General features: G+C 57.0%; 18 protein-coding genes and 2 tRNA genes. 6 read left to right on the top strand and 14 right to left on the bottom strand.

Annotated features, from left to right (window positions below; translation table 11 throughout):
* Window positions 1-48: 48 nt before the first annotated feature.
* The gene (locus tag DC3_RS13025; RefSeq protein ID WP_146884959.1) at window positions 49-1359 is read left to right on the top strand and encodes a PQQ-dependent sugar dehydrogenase; all 1311 of its coding nucleotides are present in this window, start codon (window positions 49-51) and stop codon (window positions 1357-1359) included.
* 44 nt (window positions 1360-1403) lie between these two features.
* On the opposite strand, the gene DC3_RS13030 is transcribed toward DC3_RS13025, so the two are convergent.
* The 3 genes from DC3_RS13030 to gatC all read right to left on the bottom strand — a co-directional run bounded on the left by DC3_RS13030 (window position 1404) and on the right by gatC (window position 3735).
* The gene (locus DC3_RS13030; protein WP_146884961.1) at window positions 1404-1979 is read right to left on the bottom strand and encodes a hypothetical protein; all 576 of its coding nucleotides are present in this window, start codon (window positions 1977-1979) and stop codon (window positions 1404-1406) included.
* 133 nt (window positions 1980-2112) lie between these two features.
* A complete protein-coding gene (serS, locus tag DC3_RS13035) occupies window positions 2113-3378 on the bottom strand; it encodes a serine--tRNA ligase (RefSeq protein WP_146884963.1) in 1266 nt (421 codons plus the stop codon).
* A gap of 72 nt (window positions 3379-3450) precedes the next feature.
* Window positions 3451-3735 (bottom strand): Asp-tRNA(Asn)/Glu-tRNA(Gln) amidotransferase subunit GatC, encoded by a 285-nt coding sequence (gatC, locus tag DC3_RS13040; RefSeq protein WP_146884965.1) that lies wholly within the window; start codon window positions 3733-3735, stop codon window positions 3451-3453.
* 109 nt (window positions 3736-3844) lie between these two features.
* Here gatC and DC3_RS13045 point away from each other — a divergent pair, with 109 nt between their 5' ends.
* Window positions 3845-4606, top strand: coding sequence for a DsbA family protein (locus DC3_RS13045; RefSeq protein WP_146884967.1), 762 nt, complete (start codon window positions 3845-3847; stop codon window positions 4604-4606).
* Window positions 4607-4612: 6 nt separating this feature from the next.
* Here DC3_RS13045 and DC3_RS13050 read toward each other — a convergent pair whose 3' ends face one another.
* From DC3_RS13050 to DC3_RS13080, 7 genes are all read right to left on the bottom strand, one after another.
* A complete protein-coding gene (locus tag DC3_RS13050; RefSeq protein ID WP_146884969.1) occupies window positions 4613-5677 on the bottom strand; it encodes a pyridoxal phosphate-dependent aminotransferase in 1065 nt (354 codons plus the stop codon).
* A 91-nt stretch (window positions 5678-5768) separates the two neighbouring features.
* Window positions 5769-6287: a DUF402 domain-containing protein gene (locus DC3_RS13055; protein WP_146884971.1), complete on the bottom strand. Its 519-nt coding sequence runs from the start codon at window positions 6285-6287 to the stop codon at window positions 5769-5771.
* Between the two features lie 134 nt (window positions 6288-6421).
* Complete coding sequence (locus DC3_RS13060) at window positions 6422-7660, bottom strand: esterase-like activity of phytase family protein (RefSeq protein ID WP_222594759.1); 1239 nt, start codon at window positions 7658-7660, stop codon at window positions 6422-6424.
* Window positions 7661-7827: 167 nt separating this feature from the next.
* Window positions 7828-8550, bottom strand: coding sequence for a bifunctional demethylmenaquinone methyltransferase/2-methoxy-6-polyprenyl-1,4-benzoquinol methylase UbiE (ubiE, locus tag DC3_RS13065; RefSeq protein WP_146884975.1), 723 nt, complete (start codon window positions 8548-8550; stop codon window positions 7828-7830).
* A gap of 176 nt (window positions 8551-8726) precedes the next feature.
* Window positions 8727-9770: a M20/M25/M40 family metallo-hydrolase gene (locus tag DC3_RS13070; RefSeq protein WP_146884977.1), complete on the bottom strand. Its 1044-nt coding sequence runs from the start codon at window positions 9768-9770 to the stop codon at window positions 8727-8729.
* Window positions 9771-9940: 170 nt separating this feature from the next.
* Window positions 9941-11695: a GAF domain-containing sensor histidine kinase gene (locus DC3_RS13075; protein WP_146884979.1), complete on the bottom strand. Its 1755-nt coding sequence runs from the start codon at window positions 11693-11695 to the stop codon at window positions 9941-9943.
* Between the two features lie 171 nt (window positions 11696-11866).
* Window positions 11867-12607 (bottom strand): RNA methyltransferase, encoded by a 741-nt coding sequence (locus tag DC3_RS13080; RefSeq protein WP_146884980.1) that lies wholly within the window; start codon window positions 12605-12607, stop codon window positions 11867-11869.
* A gap of 219 nt (window positions 12608-12826) precedes the next feature.
* Between DC3_RS13080 and DC3_RS13085 the strand changes: the two genes are divergently transcribed.
* Complete coding sequence (locus DC3_RS13085) at window positions 12827-13546, top strand: alpha/beta fold hydrolase (protein ID WP_146884982.1); 720 nt, start codon at window positions 12827-12829, stop codon at window positions 13544-13546.
* A gap of 53 nt (window positions 13547-13599) precedes the next feature.
* The gene (locus tag DC3_RS13090) at window positions 13600-14100 is read left to right on the top strand and encodes a type 1 glutamine amidotransferase domain-containing protein (RefSeq protein ID WP_146884984.1); all 501 of its coding nucleotides are present in this window, start codon (window positions 13600-13602) and stop codon (window positions 14098-14100) included.
* Between the two features lie 55 nt (window positions 14101-14155).
* Here the strand turns inward: DC3_RS13090 and DC3_RS13095 are convergent, their stop codons facing one another.
* The gene (locus DC3_RS13095; RefSeq protein ID WP_246130658.1) at window positions 14156-15544 is read right to left on the bottom strand and encodes a glycogen synthase; all 1389 of its coding nucleotides are present in this window, start codon (window positions 15542-15544) and stop codon (window positions 14156-14158) included.
* A gap of 223 nt (window positions 15545-15767) precedes the next feature.
* Here DC3_RS13095 and DC3_RS13100 point away from each other — a divergent pair.
* Window positions 15768-15840 (top strand) — tRNA-Ile (locus DC3_RS13100).
* A 6-nt stretch (window positions 15841-15846) separates the two neighbouring features.
* Window positions 15847-15921, top strand: a tRNA-Val gene (locus tag DC3_RS13105).
* Between the two features lie 110 nt (window positions 15922-16031).
* Here DC3_RS13105 and DC3_RS29155 read toward each other — a convergent pair.
* The 3 genes from DC3_RS29155 to DC3_RS13115 all read right to left on the bottom strand — a co-directional run bounded on the left by DC3_RS29155 (window position 16032) and on the right by DC3_RS13115 (window position 17245).
* Complete coding sequence (locus DC3_RS29155) at window positions 16032-16184, bottom strand: hypothetical protein (protein ID WP_186816016.1); 153 nt, start codon at window positions 16182-16184, stop codon at window positions 16032-16034.
* Window positions 16185-16367: 183 nt separating this feature from the next.
* Entirely contained in the window at window positions 16368-16700 is a 333-nt protein-coding gene (locus DC3_RS13110) for a hypothetical protein (protein WP_146884986.1), read from the bottom strand.
* Between the two features lie 116 nt (window positions 16701-16816).
* Complete coding sequence (locus DC3_RS13115) at window positions 16817-17245, bottom strand: hypothetical protein (RefSeq protein WP_146884988.1); 429 nt, start codon at window positions 17243-17245, stop codon at window positions 16817-16819.
* Between the last annotated feature and the right edge of the window lie 126 nt (window positions 17246-17371).

Here is a 17371-nt window from a genome sequence, read left to right on the forward strand (position 1 = left end):
GAAGGTTCAACATTAAACCCTGTGAGTTTCAGCTGCAAGGAGACCTGTATGAAGAAAAAGCACCTCATGAAGGCCGTCCTCACCCTGAGCCTGCTGGGCTGCCAGATGAATGCAGCCCCGGTATCTCCCAGACTGGTCAGCACCAGTGTGGACGTGCGAGATGGGCTGAACACCGCACCCTTCAATCAGGCCCGCACCCTCAATGTGCCTGAAGGCATGAAGATCGAGGTGGTGGCCCGCGTTCCCGGCGCACGGTTCCTTGCCGTCACACCAGATGGCAATGTGCTGGTGTCCCAGCCAAACACTGGAAAAATCACCCTGCTGCGCTCCTCTGCTGCTTACGCAGCCTCGGACTTCGTGACTGGATTGCAGCGCCCCCACGACATGGTTTTTACCCAGGTTGAAGGCAAGACCTACCTGTATGTCTCGGAGGCAGGCCGCATCACCCGCTCGGAATACCAGAATGGTGATCTGACCCGACGTGCAGCCACAGGGGTGGTGGAGAACCTGCCCACATCCCCCCTGCCAGGGGAAGGGAATTACCGACACCTGCTGAAGAACATCGCCCTTGGGAATGGCAAACTCTATGTGTCCATTGCCAGTTCCACCAACGAGGACCCCAGAGATCTGCAGGTCGAACCCAAACGCGGAGCGATCTACCAGTACGACCTCGACGGCAAAAACGGTCGCCTTTTCGCCACAGGCATTCGCAATGCTGAAGGCCTTGACTTTGATCCTGTGACAGGAGAACTCTGGGCAGTGGTCAACCAGCGGGACGACATCCAGTACCCTTACCATCAGGATTTCGATGGAGACGGTTCGGACGATTACGGCAAGGTGATTCCTGACTTTGTGGACAACAACCCCACAGAGCAATTCATCAAAGTCAAAGATGGAGGGGACTATGGCTGGCCTTACTGCAACCCCATCGCCACCAATGGCAACATGAAGGCCATCACCTACGTTCCAGACGTGACCCGCAATCCCGACAACAGCGTCAAAAACTGTGCCCAGATGACGAAGACCGATCTGGGCATCCAGGGACACTCTGCGCCCCTGGGGCTCACCTTCTGGAGTGGAAACAACGTGCCAGCAGCCTTCAAGAACGGGGCCACCTCTGGACTTCACGGCTCATGGAACCGTCAGGCCTTCACCGGGCACAAGGTCAGCTTCTTCCCCTTCCAGAACGGTGAACCCACCGGAGAACAGGACCTCGTGACAGGCTGGGTTACAGATGCCGTGAACAAGGTGCGCTGGGGACGCCCGGTGGACACCGCTGTCCTGCCCGATGGAAGCCTGCTGATTTCCGACGACCAGAGTGGAACGGTGTACCGTCTGTATCAACCCCTGCCGATGTAAGCCACGAAGCAAACCCTGGGGGCAGCAGTCTGGCTGCCCTTTTTTCATCGGAAATACGTGCGGGACTGCATCAGCAGGGCAAAGCCCGCAGCCATCAACAGCATGGTGATGACCCCCACCGGATAATAGATGTGGCTGTTCAGGAAAGAAAAAGCCGAGGCAATCAGCAGAAAACCGCCCAGAAAAGCCCTGCGCCCCACCAGTTGCCAGTACAGAAACAGCACCACCAGGGAAGCCAGCAGGAAACTCCACACCCCGATCTGGCTCAGGGTGTTGCCTGTGTTGAACAGGGCCAGCACTTCAGAGGACTGGGGATTCAGGTTCTTCTGGACCATGAGTCCGGTGGCAATCCCGGCCAGCACATCCAGAGCCCCGTAATAGATGATGTAAAGCATGCCCAGCACCCGGATGGCCCATGCAGAAACGCCAGGAATGCCCGAGGCAAGCCACCACAAATTGACCCCCAGCATGGGGAAAAGCAGCAGCAGGAACAGGTGCAGCGTGGTCCAACTCTGTGCATTCATGCGGTTCAAATCATGCGGATGGAAGAGACCCAGCAAAGCCAGCAGCAGCGGAGAAAGCGCGATCCCGATGATGGGCCAGATGCTCTTTTGACTCATATGCTCTTATCATGTCACGTTTGGGAAAAAAGACGGTGGATTGCGCAGAAACGTCCTTCAATGTGAACCAGGACCAGCTGTATCCAGGCAATAAAAAAGACGGACCTCTGTCCGTCTTTTTTATTGCAGAACTTCAGCCGATCTGCTCACGCCCGCCCAGGAAAGGACGCAGGGCTTCCGGAATGCGGATGGAGCCATCTGCCTGCTGGTGGTTTTCCAGGAAGGGCACCAGAATTCTTGGGCTGGCAATCCCGGTGTTGTTGAGGGTGTGGGGGAACTGCATCTTGCCGTCTCTGTCCTTGTAGCGGATGTTGGTGCGGCGGGCCTGCCAGTCTCCCAGGTTCGAGCAGGAGTGGGTTTCGCGGTACTTCTGTTCGCTGGGCACCCAGGTTTCGATGTCATACATCCACACCTTGCCTGCCCCCATGTCCCCGGTGCAGTTCTGGATCACCCGGTAAGGCAGTTCCAGTGCCTTCATCAGGGCTTCTGCATTGGCAAGCAGTTTGTAGAACCATGCCTGCGACTCTTCGATGTCGCCCCTGCAGATCACGTACTGCTCGACCTTCTTGAACTCGTGCACGCGGATCAGGCCCTTCACATCACGGCCTGCGGAACCTGCCTCACTGCGGAAGGCACCTGAGATGGCAGCGTAGGTGAGGGGAAGCTGGTCTTCAGACAGCACGATGTCCCGGTGCAGTTCGTTGGCGGGAACCTCTGCCGTGCCTGCCAGCATCAGGTCCTCGCCTTCAATGCGGTACACCTGGTCTTCACCACCGGGGAAGTGACCGGTGCCTTCAAACGCTTTGCTGCGCACCAGGGCAGACAGGCTCATGGGGGTGAAGCCTCTGCCGGACAGGAAGGTCATGGCAAAGTTCATGAGGGCCATCTCCAGCAGCACCATGTCCCCCTTCAGGAGGTAGGAACGGCTGCCCGAGACATTGCCCACCCGCTCAAAGTCGGCCCAGTCCCTGTTCTGCAGCAGGGTGATGTGGTCTTTTGGCTCGAAATCGAACTGGGGGATCTCGCCTTCGCGGCGGATTTCCACGTTCTCTTCATCGTCGCGGCCCACAGGCACACCTTCCAGAGGAACATTGGGCACTTTCAGCAGCAGCACGCGAAGTTCTTCCTGCTTTTCACGCAGGTCGGCTTCCAGGGTTTTCAGTTCCTCGGAGAGGTCCTTGCCTTTCTGGATCAGGGCAGGGCGCTCCTCGGGGGAAGCTCTGGGCACCAGTTTGGCGTTCTGGTTGCGCTCGGTCTGCCGGGCTTCCACGGTTTTCTTCATCTCGCTGACCTGCTGGTCCACGAGGAGGAGGTCATCCAGGTTCAGGCTCACACGCTTCTGCTGGATGGCTTCACGGACGGTTTCGGCGTTTTCTCGGATGAATTTCAGATCCAGCATCTTGATTCCTATTCAGACACAGAAGGAAACCAGAAAGCATCCTTCATGGTGCTTAATTGAGGGTGCTTATATTTATTCGACCACGCGGGGGACTTTGAAAAAGCCCTCTTCCTGCTCGACGGAGAGGCCCATGGCCGTCTCGTGGGGGAACATGTCGCCCACCACATCGTCCCGGAAGACATTGACCAGATCGATGGGGCGCTGCATCTCCTCAACCCCTTCGGTGTCCAGTTCCTGCAGCTTCTCGAAATAACTGAGGATTTTGTTCATCTCAAGCTGAATCTGTTCGGTTTCCTCTCCGCTGAGCTCCAGTCGGGCCAGTTTCTTGAGGTGTTCCATCTCGGCGGATGTGATCATGAAGGGCATTATACCGAGTTTCAGCGGTGTGGGTTTGCAGGCTGTCTCATCCAGCAGGGCAATCTCCCCAGAGAGGATTCTGTCAGGATTAACGTTATAGAATACCGATATGCCAAAAATGGTCCAGACGGAGTATGGAGAATGGTACGTCCCCTACAGGCCCAGTGCCCTGCGCAACATCATGGGACAGATCTGGTTTCCCTATCTGGCTTTTTTCATTGTCTTTGCCATTTTTGCGATCATGGCTTCCATCACCGAGAAGGTCTACAAGAGGCGTGACCTGATTCAGTCCCGTGAACACCTCCTGCAGGTGTTGCCCGTGCTGGGCAACAGGAATGCTGCTGTGAAGGTGCTGGAATTCACCGATTACGCCTGTGCCTTCTGTTCTGAAGACCATTTCCAGCTCCAGAAGACCCTCAAACCCTACATTGATCGGGGAGAGGTGGCCCTTTTCACCCTCAACGTTCAGAAGCTTGGGGCCCGCAGCAGCATGGGCACCCACCACGAATACTGCATTCAGCAGCATGACCCTGCCCACCTGGGGCTTTTTGCAGACGGTGTGTTTCGGCACAACGGTGGTCTGCTTGAAGAGGAAGTGTACCGCAAGATTTACCAGAACACCGGAGGGACCCGCCTGAAACAGGTGGACGCCTGCCTGAACACCTCCGAGGCCCTCAGGCACGCCAACGCCCAGAAAAGCTATGTGGAGAAACTCGGGGTGCAAAGCATCCAGATCAGTTACGGCTCGGTGGCGATTCAGGACCATGCCATTCGCGACCTGCACCAGCTGGAACGCTGGGTGAAAGAAACGGTGGCCCAGAATGGAAAACTTCCCGCTGAATTCAAGCGGGAAGCGCAGCGCCTTTACTGATTCAGGTCAGCTGGTCTGAATCTGCATTGCTGCCTCCAGAAAACGGTCATTCTCTTCAGGTTTGCCCACAGAAACCCGCAACACTCCTTCCAGCATGAATCCACTGTCCTGCCTGCGCACCAGCACCCCATGGTCAATCAGGCCCTGATAGGCTTCGCTGGCATTGGGGGTGCGAATCAGGAAGAAGTTGGTGCTTGAGGGGTACACCTTCCAGGTGGGGTGTTTTTGCAGGGCCTCAATCATGCGGTCCCGTTCGCTGCACTGCTCATCTGCAATTTTCTGCACGTAACCCGGGTTTTCCAGGGCCACTTCCACGGCCAGGGTGGTCAGGGCATTCACGTTGAAAGCAGAGATCACCTTCTGGAGTTCGGTGGCGAGTTCCACAGTGGTCAGGGCGTAACCCAGACGCAATCCGGCCAGACCCCAGGCTTTGGAGAAGGTGCGGGTGATGATCACATTGCCGTACTTCTCCACGGCATACCGGAAGTCATTCCCACCAAACTGGTAATAGGCCTCGTCGATCACGCTGAGCCAGCCATGCTCTTTTGCGACTTCCAGCAGGGCTTCCACTTCTTCCACGCTGTCCAGTTTTCCGGTGGGCGCGTGGGGCTCGGTGATGTAAAACAGACCAGGGCCACCCTTCTGCAGTTCGGCCTTAAGGGCTTCCACAGGCAGGCTGAAGTCAGGATTCAATGGGACCAGGGTCAGGTCGGATTCCAGAATGCTGGCTTCCAGGGTGTACACCGCAAAAGTGGGTTTCACGGTCAGGACCTTCTGGCGCAGGCCTGCCAGAGAGGTCAGTTGGTGCAGCAGCACATTGCTTCCAGGGGTCACGACCACACCCTCAGGATTCCAGTTTTCAAAATTGCCAATCGCCACCTTCAGGCGGTCGGCGTGCAGGTCCGGGTAACGGTTGAAAGGCAGGGAGAGCATGCGCTCTGCCACCATTTTCTTCAGTTCCAGCGGGAAATCATAAGGATTCTCGTTCTGGTCCAGTTTGACGGGCACATCAATGGCTTGGAAAGGGTAGGCCGGGGTGTCTTTCACCGCTTTACGGATCGACTGCGTCATGGGCAGATTCTAACCCGCCATGTGTGCAGCTTGGCAAGGAAAAAGTCTTGTTGATCCGCCAGTTGAATAGGGTGCAGGTAAGGCAGAAAGCTTAACGGGACGTGACGGCTTCAGGTTTCCAGAACAATTCAATGCCCTCGGAGGCCAGCCAGGCATCCATGTCGTAACCAAAAGCCCCCAGGTTGTTGAGGGTTTTGTGGGCGGTCATCAGGGCAAACTCGGCATTCTCGGCAGAAAGGGTGCCATCCTGCACAGCGTGCAGATACTCGTCGGTGTCCAGGATGCGGGCATGGCTGCCCTGGTACACCAGCAGGTCCAGGTAGTAATCCTCGGTGCACCACTGGTGGCCCTTCTGCTCGATCCGCATGACATCCAGGTAATAATCATGGCTGGCCTTGCAGTCCGGATGGTAATGGAACACATTCACCTGCAGACCCAGCTCAGGGATCAGGTGGGCTTCCCAGTAACGGATTCTGGGATGGTTCTGAAATGGACGGGCCACATACAGACCGAATCCTGTGCGCTGGTAGCGGTCCACCGGACGGACCCCCTTGGGTTCGGTATGCAGATTGAGCCACGTGTCATGCAGACTGACCTTGATGGGATGCATCTTCCCAGTATAGGAAAGCCCTGTGAGGCTGCCACCCCCCTGATGATCAAAATTCCAGCAAATGGTGCAGCACCACTTCACAACATAAAAGCAGAAGCCCTCTGGAAGGACTTCTGCCTGAAGATCTTTGAACGTTACTTGCAGTTTTCAGGTTGACCGACACCTGTAGCCACGTTCAGCGGCTGATCCAGGGTGAGCCACAGGAACTCATTGGGGTCCTTGATGTCCGGGCCACGGCCTCCTTTGCCGTCATAGTTGTTGTCGTTCATCACCAGCAGGGTGGTGGGGTTGATGACCAGCACATCCTCAATGGTCACAAAGGGAAAAGTGAAAGTCTCACCGAAACCCGCGAGGTTCTGGGGGTCACGGATGTTCATCAGGTCCACGATGTCCTGCTTGTTCAGCTTGCCCTCGGCATCCAGATCGGTCAGGTTGATCCTGAAGATCTGCTTGAAGGCGGCATCTGAACCCGATTTGTTGTCCCGCTCGATCACCAGGAATTCATTGTCGTTGATCACGGCCATGTCGCCAATGGCATAACCGGGCTCTTCCTTGGTGTAGGTGTGGATCTTGCCCGTGAAGGTTTTGCTGGCCAGATCAAACTCGTAGATGCGCAGGTCGTATTCGCCATCTCCAACCACTGTTTTTTCCAGCAGGGCATACAGTCTGGTTCTGGAGGCATTGATCGCCATGCCTTCAAAACCGCCAGAGGAAGCCAGGTTGGCAAGGCTGGGTTGACCAGGTGCTGGACTTGCAGCCAGCACAGCAGGATTCTGAGGGCTCATCACGAAGTCCTTGCTGGGATCGCTGCCCTGGGCAAAAGTGGGGACCTTGAAAGGGGCCTCCAGCAGTTTTCCAGTGGCATCAAAGTGCAGCAGATAAGGACCGAACTCATCCCCGATCCAGATGTCCCCATTGTTGTCCTGCACAAAAGACTCGATGTCAAAATCTGCTCCGGTGAGCAGGCGTTCTGGAGTGTTCTCATTCACCAGCAGGAAGGGCACTTTTTTGTCAGGGTCACGCAGCTGAATGAAATCCCCGACCTTGACACTGCCCTGGGCGGCAGGGGAGGTCTTGAAGGTGGGTGTCACTGCGTACAGGCGCAGCAGGTAGTCGGCACTGTTGGGTTTGCTGCCAAACCCATTGTCAGGCATCGCCAGATAGGTTCCGCAGGTGCCCGAGAACTGCACGGCACTGAACCCCTGCACAGGTTGACCCTGAAAGCGGGGCACACCACGCACACCCTGACCGTTGAACGCACCACTGGCAGGACCCGCAGCGAAAGTGTCCGCAGGCAGCACAGCGTAACCTGACAGGGTGGTCGCCTGGGCCAGGCCCAGCATGAACATCAGTGAAACAGCAAATTTGCGCATCAAAAATCCCTCCGGAACCCAGTTTTCCCGGAGGGTGTCAATTGCAGTTCAAGGGCAGGTCAGGGGAATGTGAAGCAGCCGAGGGCAAGTCTGAAAAGCTTTTGCATCTGCATTTGTTTGTTGACAGTCGGCTATGGCTACCACACCATATGCTCTTGCTTCTCGGCCTATCTCTTCACACCCACATGCACCGCAGCCAATCCAAAGGAAAGCACCTGATAAGAGGTGGAAAAACCCGCTTCTTCCATCATGCGGCGCAGTTTCTCAGGCTCAGGGAAGGCCATGATGGACTCGGGGAGGTAGGTGTAGGCGTTTTTCTTGCCAGACACCAGGGAACCCAGGGTGGGCAGCACCGTGCGGAAGTAGAACCGGACCAGCATCCCAAAAAATCCGGGTTGGGGTGGGGGAAACTCCAGGATGACTGCGCGGCCTCCGGGTTTCAGGACCCGGTGGAACTCCTGCAGACCACGCTCGTAATTGGCAAAGTTGCGGAAACCAAAAGCGCAGGTCAGGGCATCAAAACTGTTGTCTGCATAAGGCAAATTCAGGGCATCCCCTTCTTCAAGGGTGATGTCGATGTGCTGCTGTTTCGCTTTCAGGCGGCCCACTTCCAGCATGGCAGGGACAAAATCAGAGCCTGTGACCTGAACACTGGGGAGGGCTTTTTTGAGCATCAGGGCAAAGTCTGCCGTTCCCGTGGCCACATCCAGCACGCTGGCAGGACGGTTCTGCAGGGCCAGCTGGGTGGCGGTTTTGCGCCACGACTGATCGACACCCAGACTCATCAGGCGGTTGAGCAGGTCGTAACGGGGCGCGATGCTGCTGAACATCTCCTGGACCTGCCGGGGTTTCTCCTGGGACTCGCCCACCACGGGCTTGACATCTTTCACAGCGTTTAGCCTAGCACATGGGTGGGGGACGAATGTTGGTTGGGGATGCTGAGGAAAGATCCCCCCTGCCTTGAAGGGTGCTTTGCACCCCAAGGCTGTCCCCCCTTCGGTAAAGGGGGACAGCTTCGAGCTTGCGAGAAGCAGGGGGATCTGCCTTCAGTGCCCCAACAGGAGGTTCACCGGATAAAACGGTAATCCTGAATCCCCAGCACGTATTGCGCCATCAGTTCGATGGTGTTGTCCACATCGTCCAGATCCACAATTTCGTTGGGAGAGTGCATGTATCTGGAGGGGATGCTGAGGACCGCTCCGGGGACACCGCTGCGGATCAGGTGGATTTCATCGGCATCTGTTGCAGTGTGGTTCTTGGCGGCATTCAGGGTGTATTTGAGTTTGTGCTGGGTTGCAGCGTCCTGCAGGCCTTTTGCCACTGCCGGGTGGATGAACGGCCCCACCGTGATGGCGGTTCCACTGCCGAATTCACTTTCGCCCAGTTTCTTCACATTGATGCCCGGAGCCTTGCTTTCGAAGCACAGGTCCACGGTGAGTGCCAGATCGGGATTCAGGCTGTGGGCGGCCACGCGGGCACCCCAGGCCCCGATTTCCTCCTGGCTGCTGGCCACGGCCACCACACGCTCCTTGAAACCCAGTTCCTTCATGCGTTTCAATGCTTCGAGCACCACGTAGGCCCCGATGCGGTTGTCGAGGGCAGGGCTGATGATCTTGCGCCCGGAGAACAGCACAGGCTGCTCGATGCGGCCTGCAGTGCCCACCTTCACGCGGGTTTTGACTTCCTCTGCAGGGAGGGCAGCATCCAGCCACAGGTCATCAATTTTGCTGGCCTTGGAGCGCTCATCGGAATCCATCAGGTGAATGGCTTTCTTGCCGACCACCGCCAGAATGTCTCCCTCTTCGGCCATCAGGCGGATGCGTTGCCCCACCAGCACCTGCGGGTCCCAGCCTCCGAGGCCCTGGAAGTAGATCAGGCCGTCACTGTCCACGTGGGTCACAATGACCCCGATCTCGTCGATGTGTCCGGAGAGCATGATGGTGGTCTTTGCGTCTGGATTCAGGACGGCAAAACTGTTTCCATACCTGTCCTTGTAGGTCTGGTCGGCAAAGGTGGCAGCCTCAGCGAGCCACACGGATGCAGCACGCTCTTCATAACCGGTGGGCCCTGCGGCCTCCAGCAGAGATTTCAGGAAAGTGATGTGGCTCATTGGGATCAATATAACCTGTGAATTGGAGGGTGGGTGTGTTTCAGATCCCCCCTGCCTGTCGCTGATGCTCCAGGCTGTCCCCCCTTAAAGGGACGCATGCCAGGTCTCCTTTCGTTAAGGGGGACAGCCTCAAAGCAGTGCCAGAGGCCTGCTTTTGAAGCAGGGGGATCTTACCCCGCAGGCAGCGTCACCGTCACCGTGGTGCCCTGCCCGATCTGGCTGTCGATGTGGTAACTGCCCCCTCTGGCCTCGATGCGTTCTTTCATCTGTTTGAGGCCCAGACCTCCGGCGGTGGTGACCCGTTCACCGACCAGATCGGGATCGAAGCCTTTGCCGTCATCTCCGACCATCAGGGTGACCGCTTCTCCTGCCACCAGTGAAACCCACACCCTTTTGGCCTGGGAGTGCTTGGCGACGTTGTTCAGGCTTTCTTGCAGAATGCGGAAGATCACCGCTTCATCGCTGGGGGAGAGCGGCACCTCGCCCTGCACGTTCAGGTCGGTGAGGATGTTGTGCTGCTCTCCGAAGTCCGAAACGTATTTCTTGACGGTTTCAACCAGCCCGAAACGTTCCAGATCAATGGGCCTGAGGGCAAAGATGCTGCGCCGCACCTCCTTGATCTGCTCGCGCAGGGTCTGTTTGGAGAGCACGATCTCGTTGCGGGCTTTTTCGGGGTCCCGTTCCAGCAGGCGTTCTGCCAGATCCAGTTTGATTGCGGTGAAAGCGAGGCTCTGGGCAATGCCGTCGTGAATTTCACGGGCAATGCGGTTGCGCTCCTCGTTGATGGCCAGCTCTTCAGAGTAGAGGTAGGCACGGGCGTTGCGCACGGCAAGGGTCGCCTGATTGGCCATCAGGGCCAGGAGTTGCACTCCGGGTCCCTCCAGCGGGGTGTTGTGCTGGTAGGCAAGCACCAGCACGCCTTCCAGATGCTCTCCTTCCAGCATGGGCACCCCAATGGCGTGGCTTGCCCGGCTCAGCATGGTTTCGGAGGGGGCATCCCGGGTCATCAGGGGGGTGCGGGCCTCGGCCACATTTCTGGCAAAGGTGCTGACCGCTCCGCCCTGGTGGATCTGGCCGTTGAAGTCCCTGGCCCACACCAGACGGAGCACACTGTCCTGGTCCACCAGATAGGCAAAACCTGCTTCTGCACCGCTGCGCTCCATCATGCGGGTGAGCACGCTTTCCAGCAGCCGGTTCATGTTGCGCTCGGCCCGGATGGACTCATCCACCTGATAGAGGGTCATCAGGTCGCGGGTGCGCTGCTGTGCAGCCTCGATGGCCGTTCCCACTTCTCCAGAGAGGGCCTCCACCAGGGTGCGCTGTTCGCTGGTCATCTCCAGGTTGAATTTCAGGTAGGCCCCTCCCACCAGACTGCCTGAGGAGTAGAAGGGCACTGCCAGCAGAATGCCGTTTTCTGCTCCCCGATGCTCAATCGTTCTGGGGATGTCGGTGGGGAACGTGTCAGGGTTGCTGTGCACGCTGCCGTTTTCTTCCACCACCCGGAAAACATTCCCGGAAAGGATCAGCATTCCAGACCTTGCTCCAGAGGCCTGCACCAGTCCGCGTGCAGCCACATCCAGCACCTCCTCAAGGTCACTGGCTTCCGCAAGGCGTTTGATCAGCACCTGCACGGTGTCAAGCTCCTTGTACAGCCGTGCCTGTTCCAGTTCCATGCGGGCCCGCACCTTGATCCCCTCCAGAATCCAGGCAATGGTGAAGTACGTGGCCAGCGGCCCCACCCCGCCATAGAACAACAGGCGGGCGATGGTGGCATGGGGCTCCACCCACAGGCGCATCAGGGTTTCAAACCCCAGCACGGTCACCAGAATCAGGGGCGGCATCACATTGCGGGCCATCCGCACACTGCGGGACAGCTGTTCAGGTTCACTGGCCGGGTGCAGGAAATCCAGGGGTTTCATGGTCATGGGTGCTCCCTTCGGGAGGCCGAGGGCCCAGTGCCGAGGGCCGAGGGCAAAAGAAAGCTTAAGCTTTCGCTGGATTCAGGAAGTGTTTGCTCTGATTGCCGTTTTTGGTGGTTGACATCGACAGAGAAGCTGGGCTGGAATCACGATGCTCTCGGCTCTCGGCATCAAATCTCAATCCTCAATCACAAACTTCTTGGTCTTCGCTGCCCAGAGGGCCTGTGCCCAGAGCCCCCGCAGCATGCGGATCTGTTCTTCGTTCATGCGGGCCTGATCGAAGACTTTGCGCATCTGACGCATCTTGTGCTTCACGCGGGGTTTGTCGGTGTACTGGACTTTCAGGAGGAAGTCTTCAAGCTGCTCATAAAAGCGTTCCATCTGCTCACGCGGAGCAATCTCTGTGGCCTCTGCAGGCTGGGTGACAGGGGCACCAGAGCTGCGGTCTGCTTGCATCAGTTCGTAACAGCACAGGAGCACCGCCTGGGCCAGGTTCAGGGAAGCGTAGTCCGAGGTGGGGATGCGCAGGATGGATTGGCAGCGGGCGAGTTCTTCGGTGGTGAGGCCCGATTCTTCTCTGCCAAAGACAATCCCCACTTTCTGGTATGAGGAGAGTAACGTTTTCACTTCTGAGGGAAAAATGGGTTCTGGGAGGTCGTCCCGCTGGCGGGCGGTGGTGCCCATCACGAAATCCAGGTCTGAAATGGCCTCCTCCAGCGTGTCCACGATGGGGGCCTGACGGATCAGGTCCTCGGCATGCACACTGAAAGCCAGGGCTTCGCTGTCCAGAACGTTGCATCTGGGGGCCACAATGCGCAGATCGGCAGCCCCCATGTTCTTCATGGCCCGTGCAGCGGAGCCGATGTTGCCAGGGGTCTTGGGGGAAACGAGAATCACACTCAGGGCAAAAGCCGACATGGGAAGAGTTTACAGTCTGCTGCCCCCAGTGAACAGTTTGGATGTCCTCTTTCTGTTCAGAGGCCGAGGGCCGAGAGCCAAGAGCCGAGGGCACAGCTTGAACAGCAGGGGTGGGTTTTAGGAAAAGGAATGTTTCTGGTTTTCCTCAACTTTAACCAGCAGCCACGAACTGTGAACTGAAAACTGTGAACTGAAAACTGTGAACTGTACACTCTAAACATGATTCTGCTCTTGCATGCTTTCCCACTGAACAGCCAGATGTACTCGCTTTTGCAGCAGGAACTTTACGATGCCGGAGAGGAAATTTGTGCTCCTGATTACCCGGGCTTTGGAGGTCAGGAAGAAACCATAGAAAGTCTGGATGGTTACGCCCAGCAACTGCTGAAGACCCTGCCAGAAGAGGGGATTGTGGGGCTGGGGCTCAGCATGGGTGGGTACCTGCTGATGCGCCTGCTGGATCTGGCCCCCGAACGCTTCAGGGGAGCCATTTTTGCCAACACCCGGATGGGGCAGGACACCCCGGAGGCCCGGCAAAACCGCCTGAACATGGCCGAAAAGGTGCTCAAAGAGGGCGTGGAGTTCCTTCCACAGGCCATGCTTCAAGGACTCATAGGCAAGGATGCGCCAGAAGACATTCAGGACAGTGTGAAAACCATGATTCTGCAGGCAAGCCCTGAAGGGGTGGCTGCAGCACAAAAGGCCATGGCAGACCGTCCTGACTCCCGTGAGGTGCTCTCGAAGCTTCAGATCCCTGTGCTGGTCATTGCAGGAAGCGAAGACACCCTGATCCCCCTGGAAGCCATGAAAGACCTTGCCGAGGTCACAAAAGGCAAACTTGTGAAGCTGAAGACCGCGCACCTCAGCAACCTGCTGGACCCTGAGGGGTTCAATGGGGCGGTGCTGGATTTTCTGGAGGAACTGGAGACCACCGGGGAGTAGGTGCGTCTAGGGCTTTGGTTTTCTCCTCATGGCTGTCCGGTAAACTGTCCTCTATGAAAATGATTGGTCTCTTGCTCGAAGACTACTTTGACGAACGCGAAGTCATTTACCCTTATTACCGTGTGCAGGAAGCCGGTTTTGGTGTGGTGGTGATCGGCCCCAAAGTGGCTGCCTACCACGGCAAGACCCCTTACAGCATGGACGCCACCATTGCTGCCTCGGATGTGAACGCCGATGATCTGGTGGGTCTGATTGTTCCCGGGGGTTTTGCGCCAGACCGCATCCGCCGGGTCAAAGCCATGACCGACCTGATTCGCGAGATCGATGCCCAGAGGAAACCCCTCGGGGCCATCTGTCACGCCGGGTGGGCCCTGATCAGTGCAGGGGTGGTCAAAGGCCGCACGCTCACCGGGTTCAGTTCCATCAAAGAGGATCTGGTGAATGCGGGTGCAAACTACCTTGATGAACGGGTGGTCACCGATGGAAATCTGGTCACGGCCCAGCACGCCGATGATCTGCCTGCCTTCACGAAGGCTTTTGTCGACCTGTTCTGAGAGAAGCGATAGGAGGGGAGGGCCACTGGCCCTCCCCTCCTATCGCTTTTGTTGTTCAATCTTCCAGCAGTGTCCGGTACAGTGCAATGTACTCTGCAGCGGCCTTCTCCCAGGAGAAGTCCTGCTTCATGCCTTCCTGCACCCGGTGGGCCCAGGCCTGGCGGTCCTCGTAGACTCCACGGGCTTCTTTGAGGACATTCCTGAGGGCCTGTGGGGTGGCGTCCCGGAAGCGGAAGCCGATGTGAGGGGGCACGGTGTCATGGAGCCCTCCAGTGTCGCGCACGATGGGCAGGGTCCCGTAGCGCATGCTGATCATCTGGCTCAGACCGCAGGGCTCGAAACGGCTGGGCATCAGGAAGGCGTCTGCCCCGGCGTAGATGCGGTGTGAGAGGGCTTCCTGCATGCCCGTGCGGAACTTGAAGGAAGGGACATGCTCATCCAGCACGGTGAAGATGCCTTCCAGGTTGGCGTCTCCTCCTCCGAGGATCAGCACGTTCCAGTCTTCCAGGACTTCCTTCAGGAAGGGCAGGATCAGGTCCAGACCTTTCTGGGTGGCAAGCCGGGTGACTGCAGCCAGGATGGGTTTGTCATCGAAGTTGAATTCTTCGCGCAGGGCTTTGGTGGCGGCCTGTTTTCCTGCGTAATCGCCAAACTGGATGATGTCCGGGTCCACCCTGGGGTCCCAGCGTTCGGTGTCGAGGCCGTTGAGGATGCCGCGCAGTTTGCCCTGGTACTGGCTCTGCCTGAGGATGCCTTCCAGCCCTTCTCCGTAAGTGGGGGTGGTGATTTCCTGGGCGTAGGTGGGGGACACGGTGGTGACCACATCGGCATAGCGAATCCCAGACTTGATGTAATTCACATCTCCGAAGAATTCGATTCCATCCGGGTGAACCAGATAAGAGGGCAGGTGGGTCCAGGACAGCACATCCTGAGGGCTCCAGCGGCCCTGGTGTTGCAGGTTGTGGATGGTGAAGGCCGTGCTGATGCCGTGAAGCCTGGGGTGGGGCGCAGCGTACTGGATCATGGCGGGCAGCAGGCCTGCACCCCAGTCATGGGCGTGCAGCACATCCACATGGGGCAGGTGCAGCAGGGCATGCATGGCGGCCAGACAGAAGCGGGCGAAACGCTCAGGGTCGTTCTCGTACCCATAGAGTTTGGGGGTGTGGACCAGGGGGAAATTGAGGAAGTAATGGTTTACCCCATCGAGTTCCACCCGCCCAAGCACCACATCACCAATTCCGTACACGTGGAAGGTCTTGATCACCTCGGGGGCTGTGGGGGTGTTGAGGGTCTCGTACCAGGGGCTCAGGGTGCTGGATTCATGCCCGTGTTTCTGCAGGGCGTAAGGGAGGGCTCCGGCGACATCGGCCAGACCTCCGGTTCTTGAAAAGGGAAACACCTCGGTGGAGACGTGCAGGACGTGCAATTTAGAATGCGGCATCATTCATCCTCGCTTCTGGGGGTGGCCCGGATGTTGGGCAACTTCTAGTCAGGGTACGCCAAACATGAGCAAAAACCAAGTTTGAAACGTTACATCTGCAAAGTCGGATGCGTGCATTCCCTGGGCAGTGTTCTGGTCTCCTGCAGGCGAGTCCGGGAAAAGATTGACATTTTTTCATTTTGATGCTACTTTGGTTTTCGCCTGCGAGCACCGACAGACATGACGGGGGCTCTTAGCTCAACGGTCAGAGCAGTCGGCTCATAACCGATTGGTTACAGGTTCAAATCCTGTAGGGCCCATTTTGGGGGCGGTTAGCTCAGCGGTAGAGCACTCGCTTCACACGCGAGGGGTCACGTGTTCAAATCACGTATCGCCCACCACAAAAGACTGTGAAAGAAGCATCCGGAATCGAAAGGTTCCGGTTGTTTCTTTAGGTGCAGCCATAAAAAAACCCTGCCAGCAAGACAGGGGCCCAGAGGAGAAACAACCTTCAGCGGGTGGTGCTGAGGGGAAAAGGAGAGGCATCAGAGAGGTCGTGCATGTCCTGAAATGGTTTTTGCAGTGTGCGGTCCATCAAGAGGGCTGCGCCCAGAAATAGGGTTCCGATCAGTAAGCCAATCAAAAGTGAGATGAGGAATAACATGTGCCCCTCCTTTCTGATTTCAGGTTACTGCGAGGGACTGAAAGTTCACTGAAAAAGCCTGAGTCCTGTCTGAGACCTCCTGAATTGTTTCTGAGCATGGTTTTCTGGCTTGCATTCTGACACACTGCAGACGGTTTGAAACAAAAAAACCGGGCTCTGAAAGCCCGGGACCCGGCTGCAAAATCAATGAATGATGCGGTTGAAGTGCAGGACCACCGGATGCATGCCCTGTTCGTTGGTCCTGTCTGAGAGTTCTGGGGCATCCAGGGTGAGGCGGTCCCCGGCCTTCCAGGTGTCTTCTTCCCAGTACTGGTGTACAAAGCCTGCTTCCATCTGCAGCACCCTTTTGAGGGCCTCGTACTGGTCCGGGTAAATCTGGGTGGTGATGGTGCCCCCAAGGTCACGTGTGATGACCATCATGGGTGCATCAAGTTCCAGGACAAAGCCCTGGTCCGCCAGATCAATAATGCGTTCAGGGGCCAGCAATTCCAGATGTTTATTTCGATTCTGATCCATGTTCTCATCATTGAAGATGGGGGTGAGATTTGGGCAAGGAGACCCTAAGGCTTTCCCAATCAAAAAGACCCCGAAAGCCTCGGGGTCTTTCAGGGTTCACCTGCCTGTTTGCAGATTCATTTGCAGAGGGAGAACATGGTGGTCTTTTTGGTGAAGTTCCACAGGCCATACACGTCCTGGTTGTTGGCCGAGATCTTGATGATGCTGCCCGTCTTGAGCTTTTGCACCACGCTGTAGTTGTACTTCAGTTTTTTCGCTTCCAGCTCAAAGCCTGCTGCAATCTTGTTGCGGTCAATTTTGCTGCCCCAGAAAATGTCTTCAATGGTGGTGCATTTGATCTTCACGGCATTGAAGAGCTTTGCCACAGAGGCATCCACAGCAGCTTTCTCTTTGGCATCGGTCAGGCGGAATGCGCCAGGGTACAGCACCATGTCCTTGAGCAGTTCAGGACTTTTGGCAGGAGTAAAGGTGTCAGAGGCCGCCAGGGCAGAGGAACCCTGCACACTGAGGAAGGCGACCACGGCTACAGCAAGTGCTTTCTTCATAGCTAGCAGTTTACGGGTCGTTCATGATAGCTGCTTAAAAAGAACGTGCAGGTGGCTTTGTGTCATTCAGAACCAGCATCCTGAAGGTTTGCTCAACCTGAGATTTCAGGGGTGCTTCAGAGGGGT

Origin of the sequence: Deinococcus cellulosilyticus NBRC 106333 = KACC 11606 (assembly GCF_007990775.1) — a bacterium.
Classification (GTDB): Bacteria; Deinococcota; Deinococci; order Deinococcales; family Deinococcaceae; genus Deinococcus_C; species Deinococcus_C cellulosilyticus.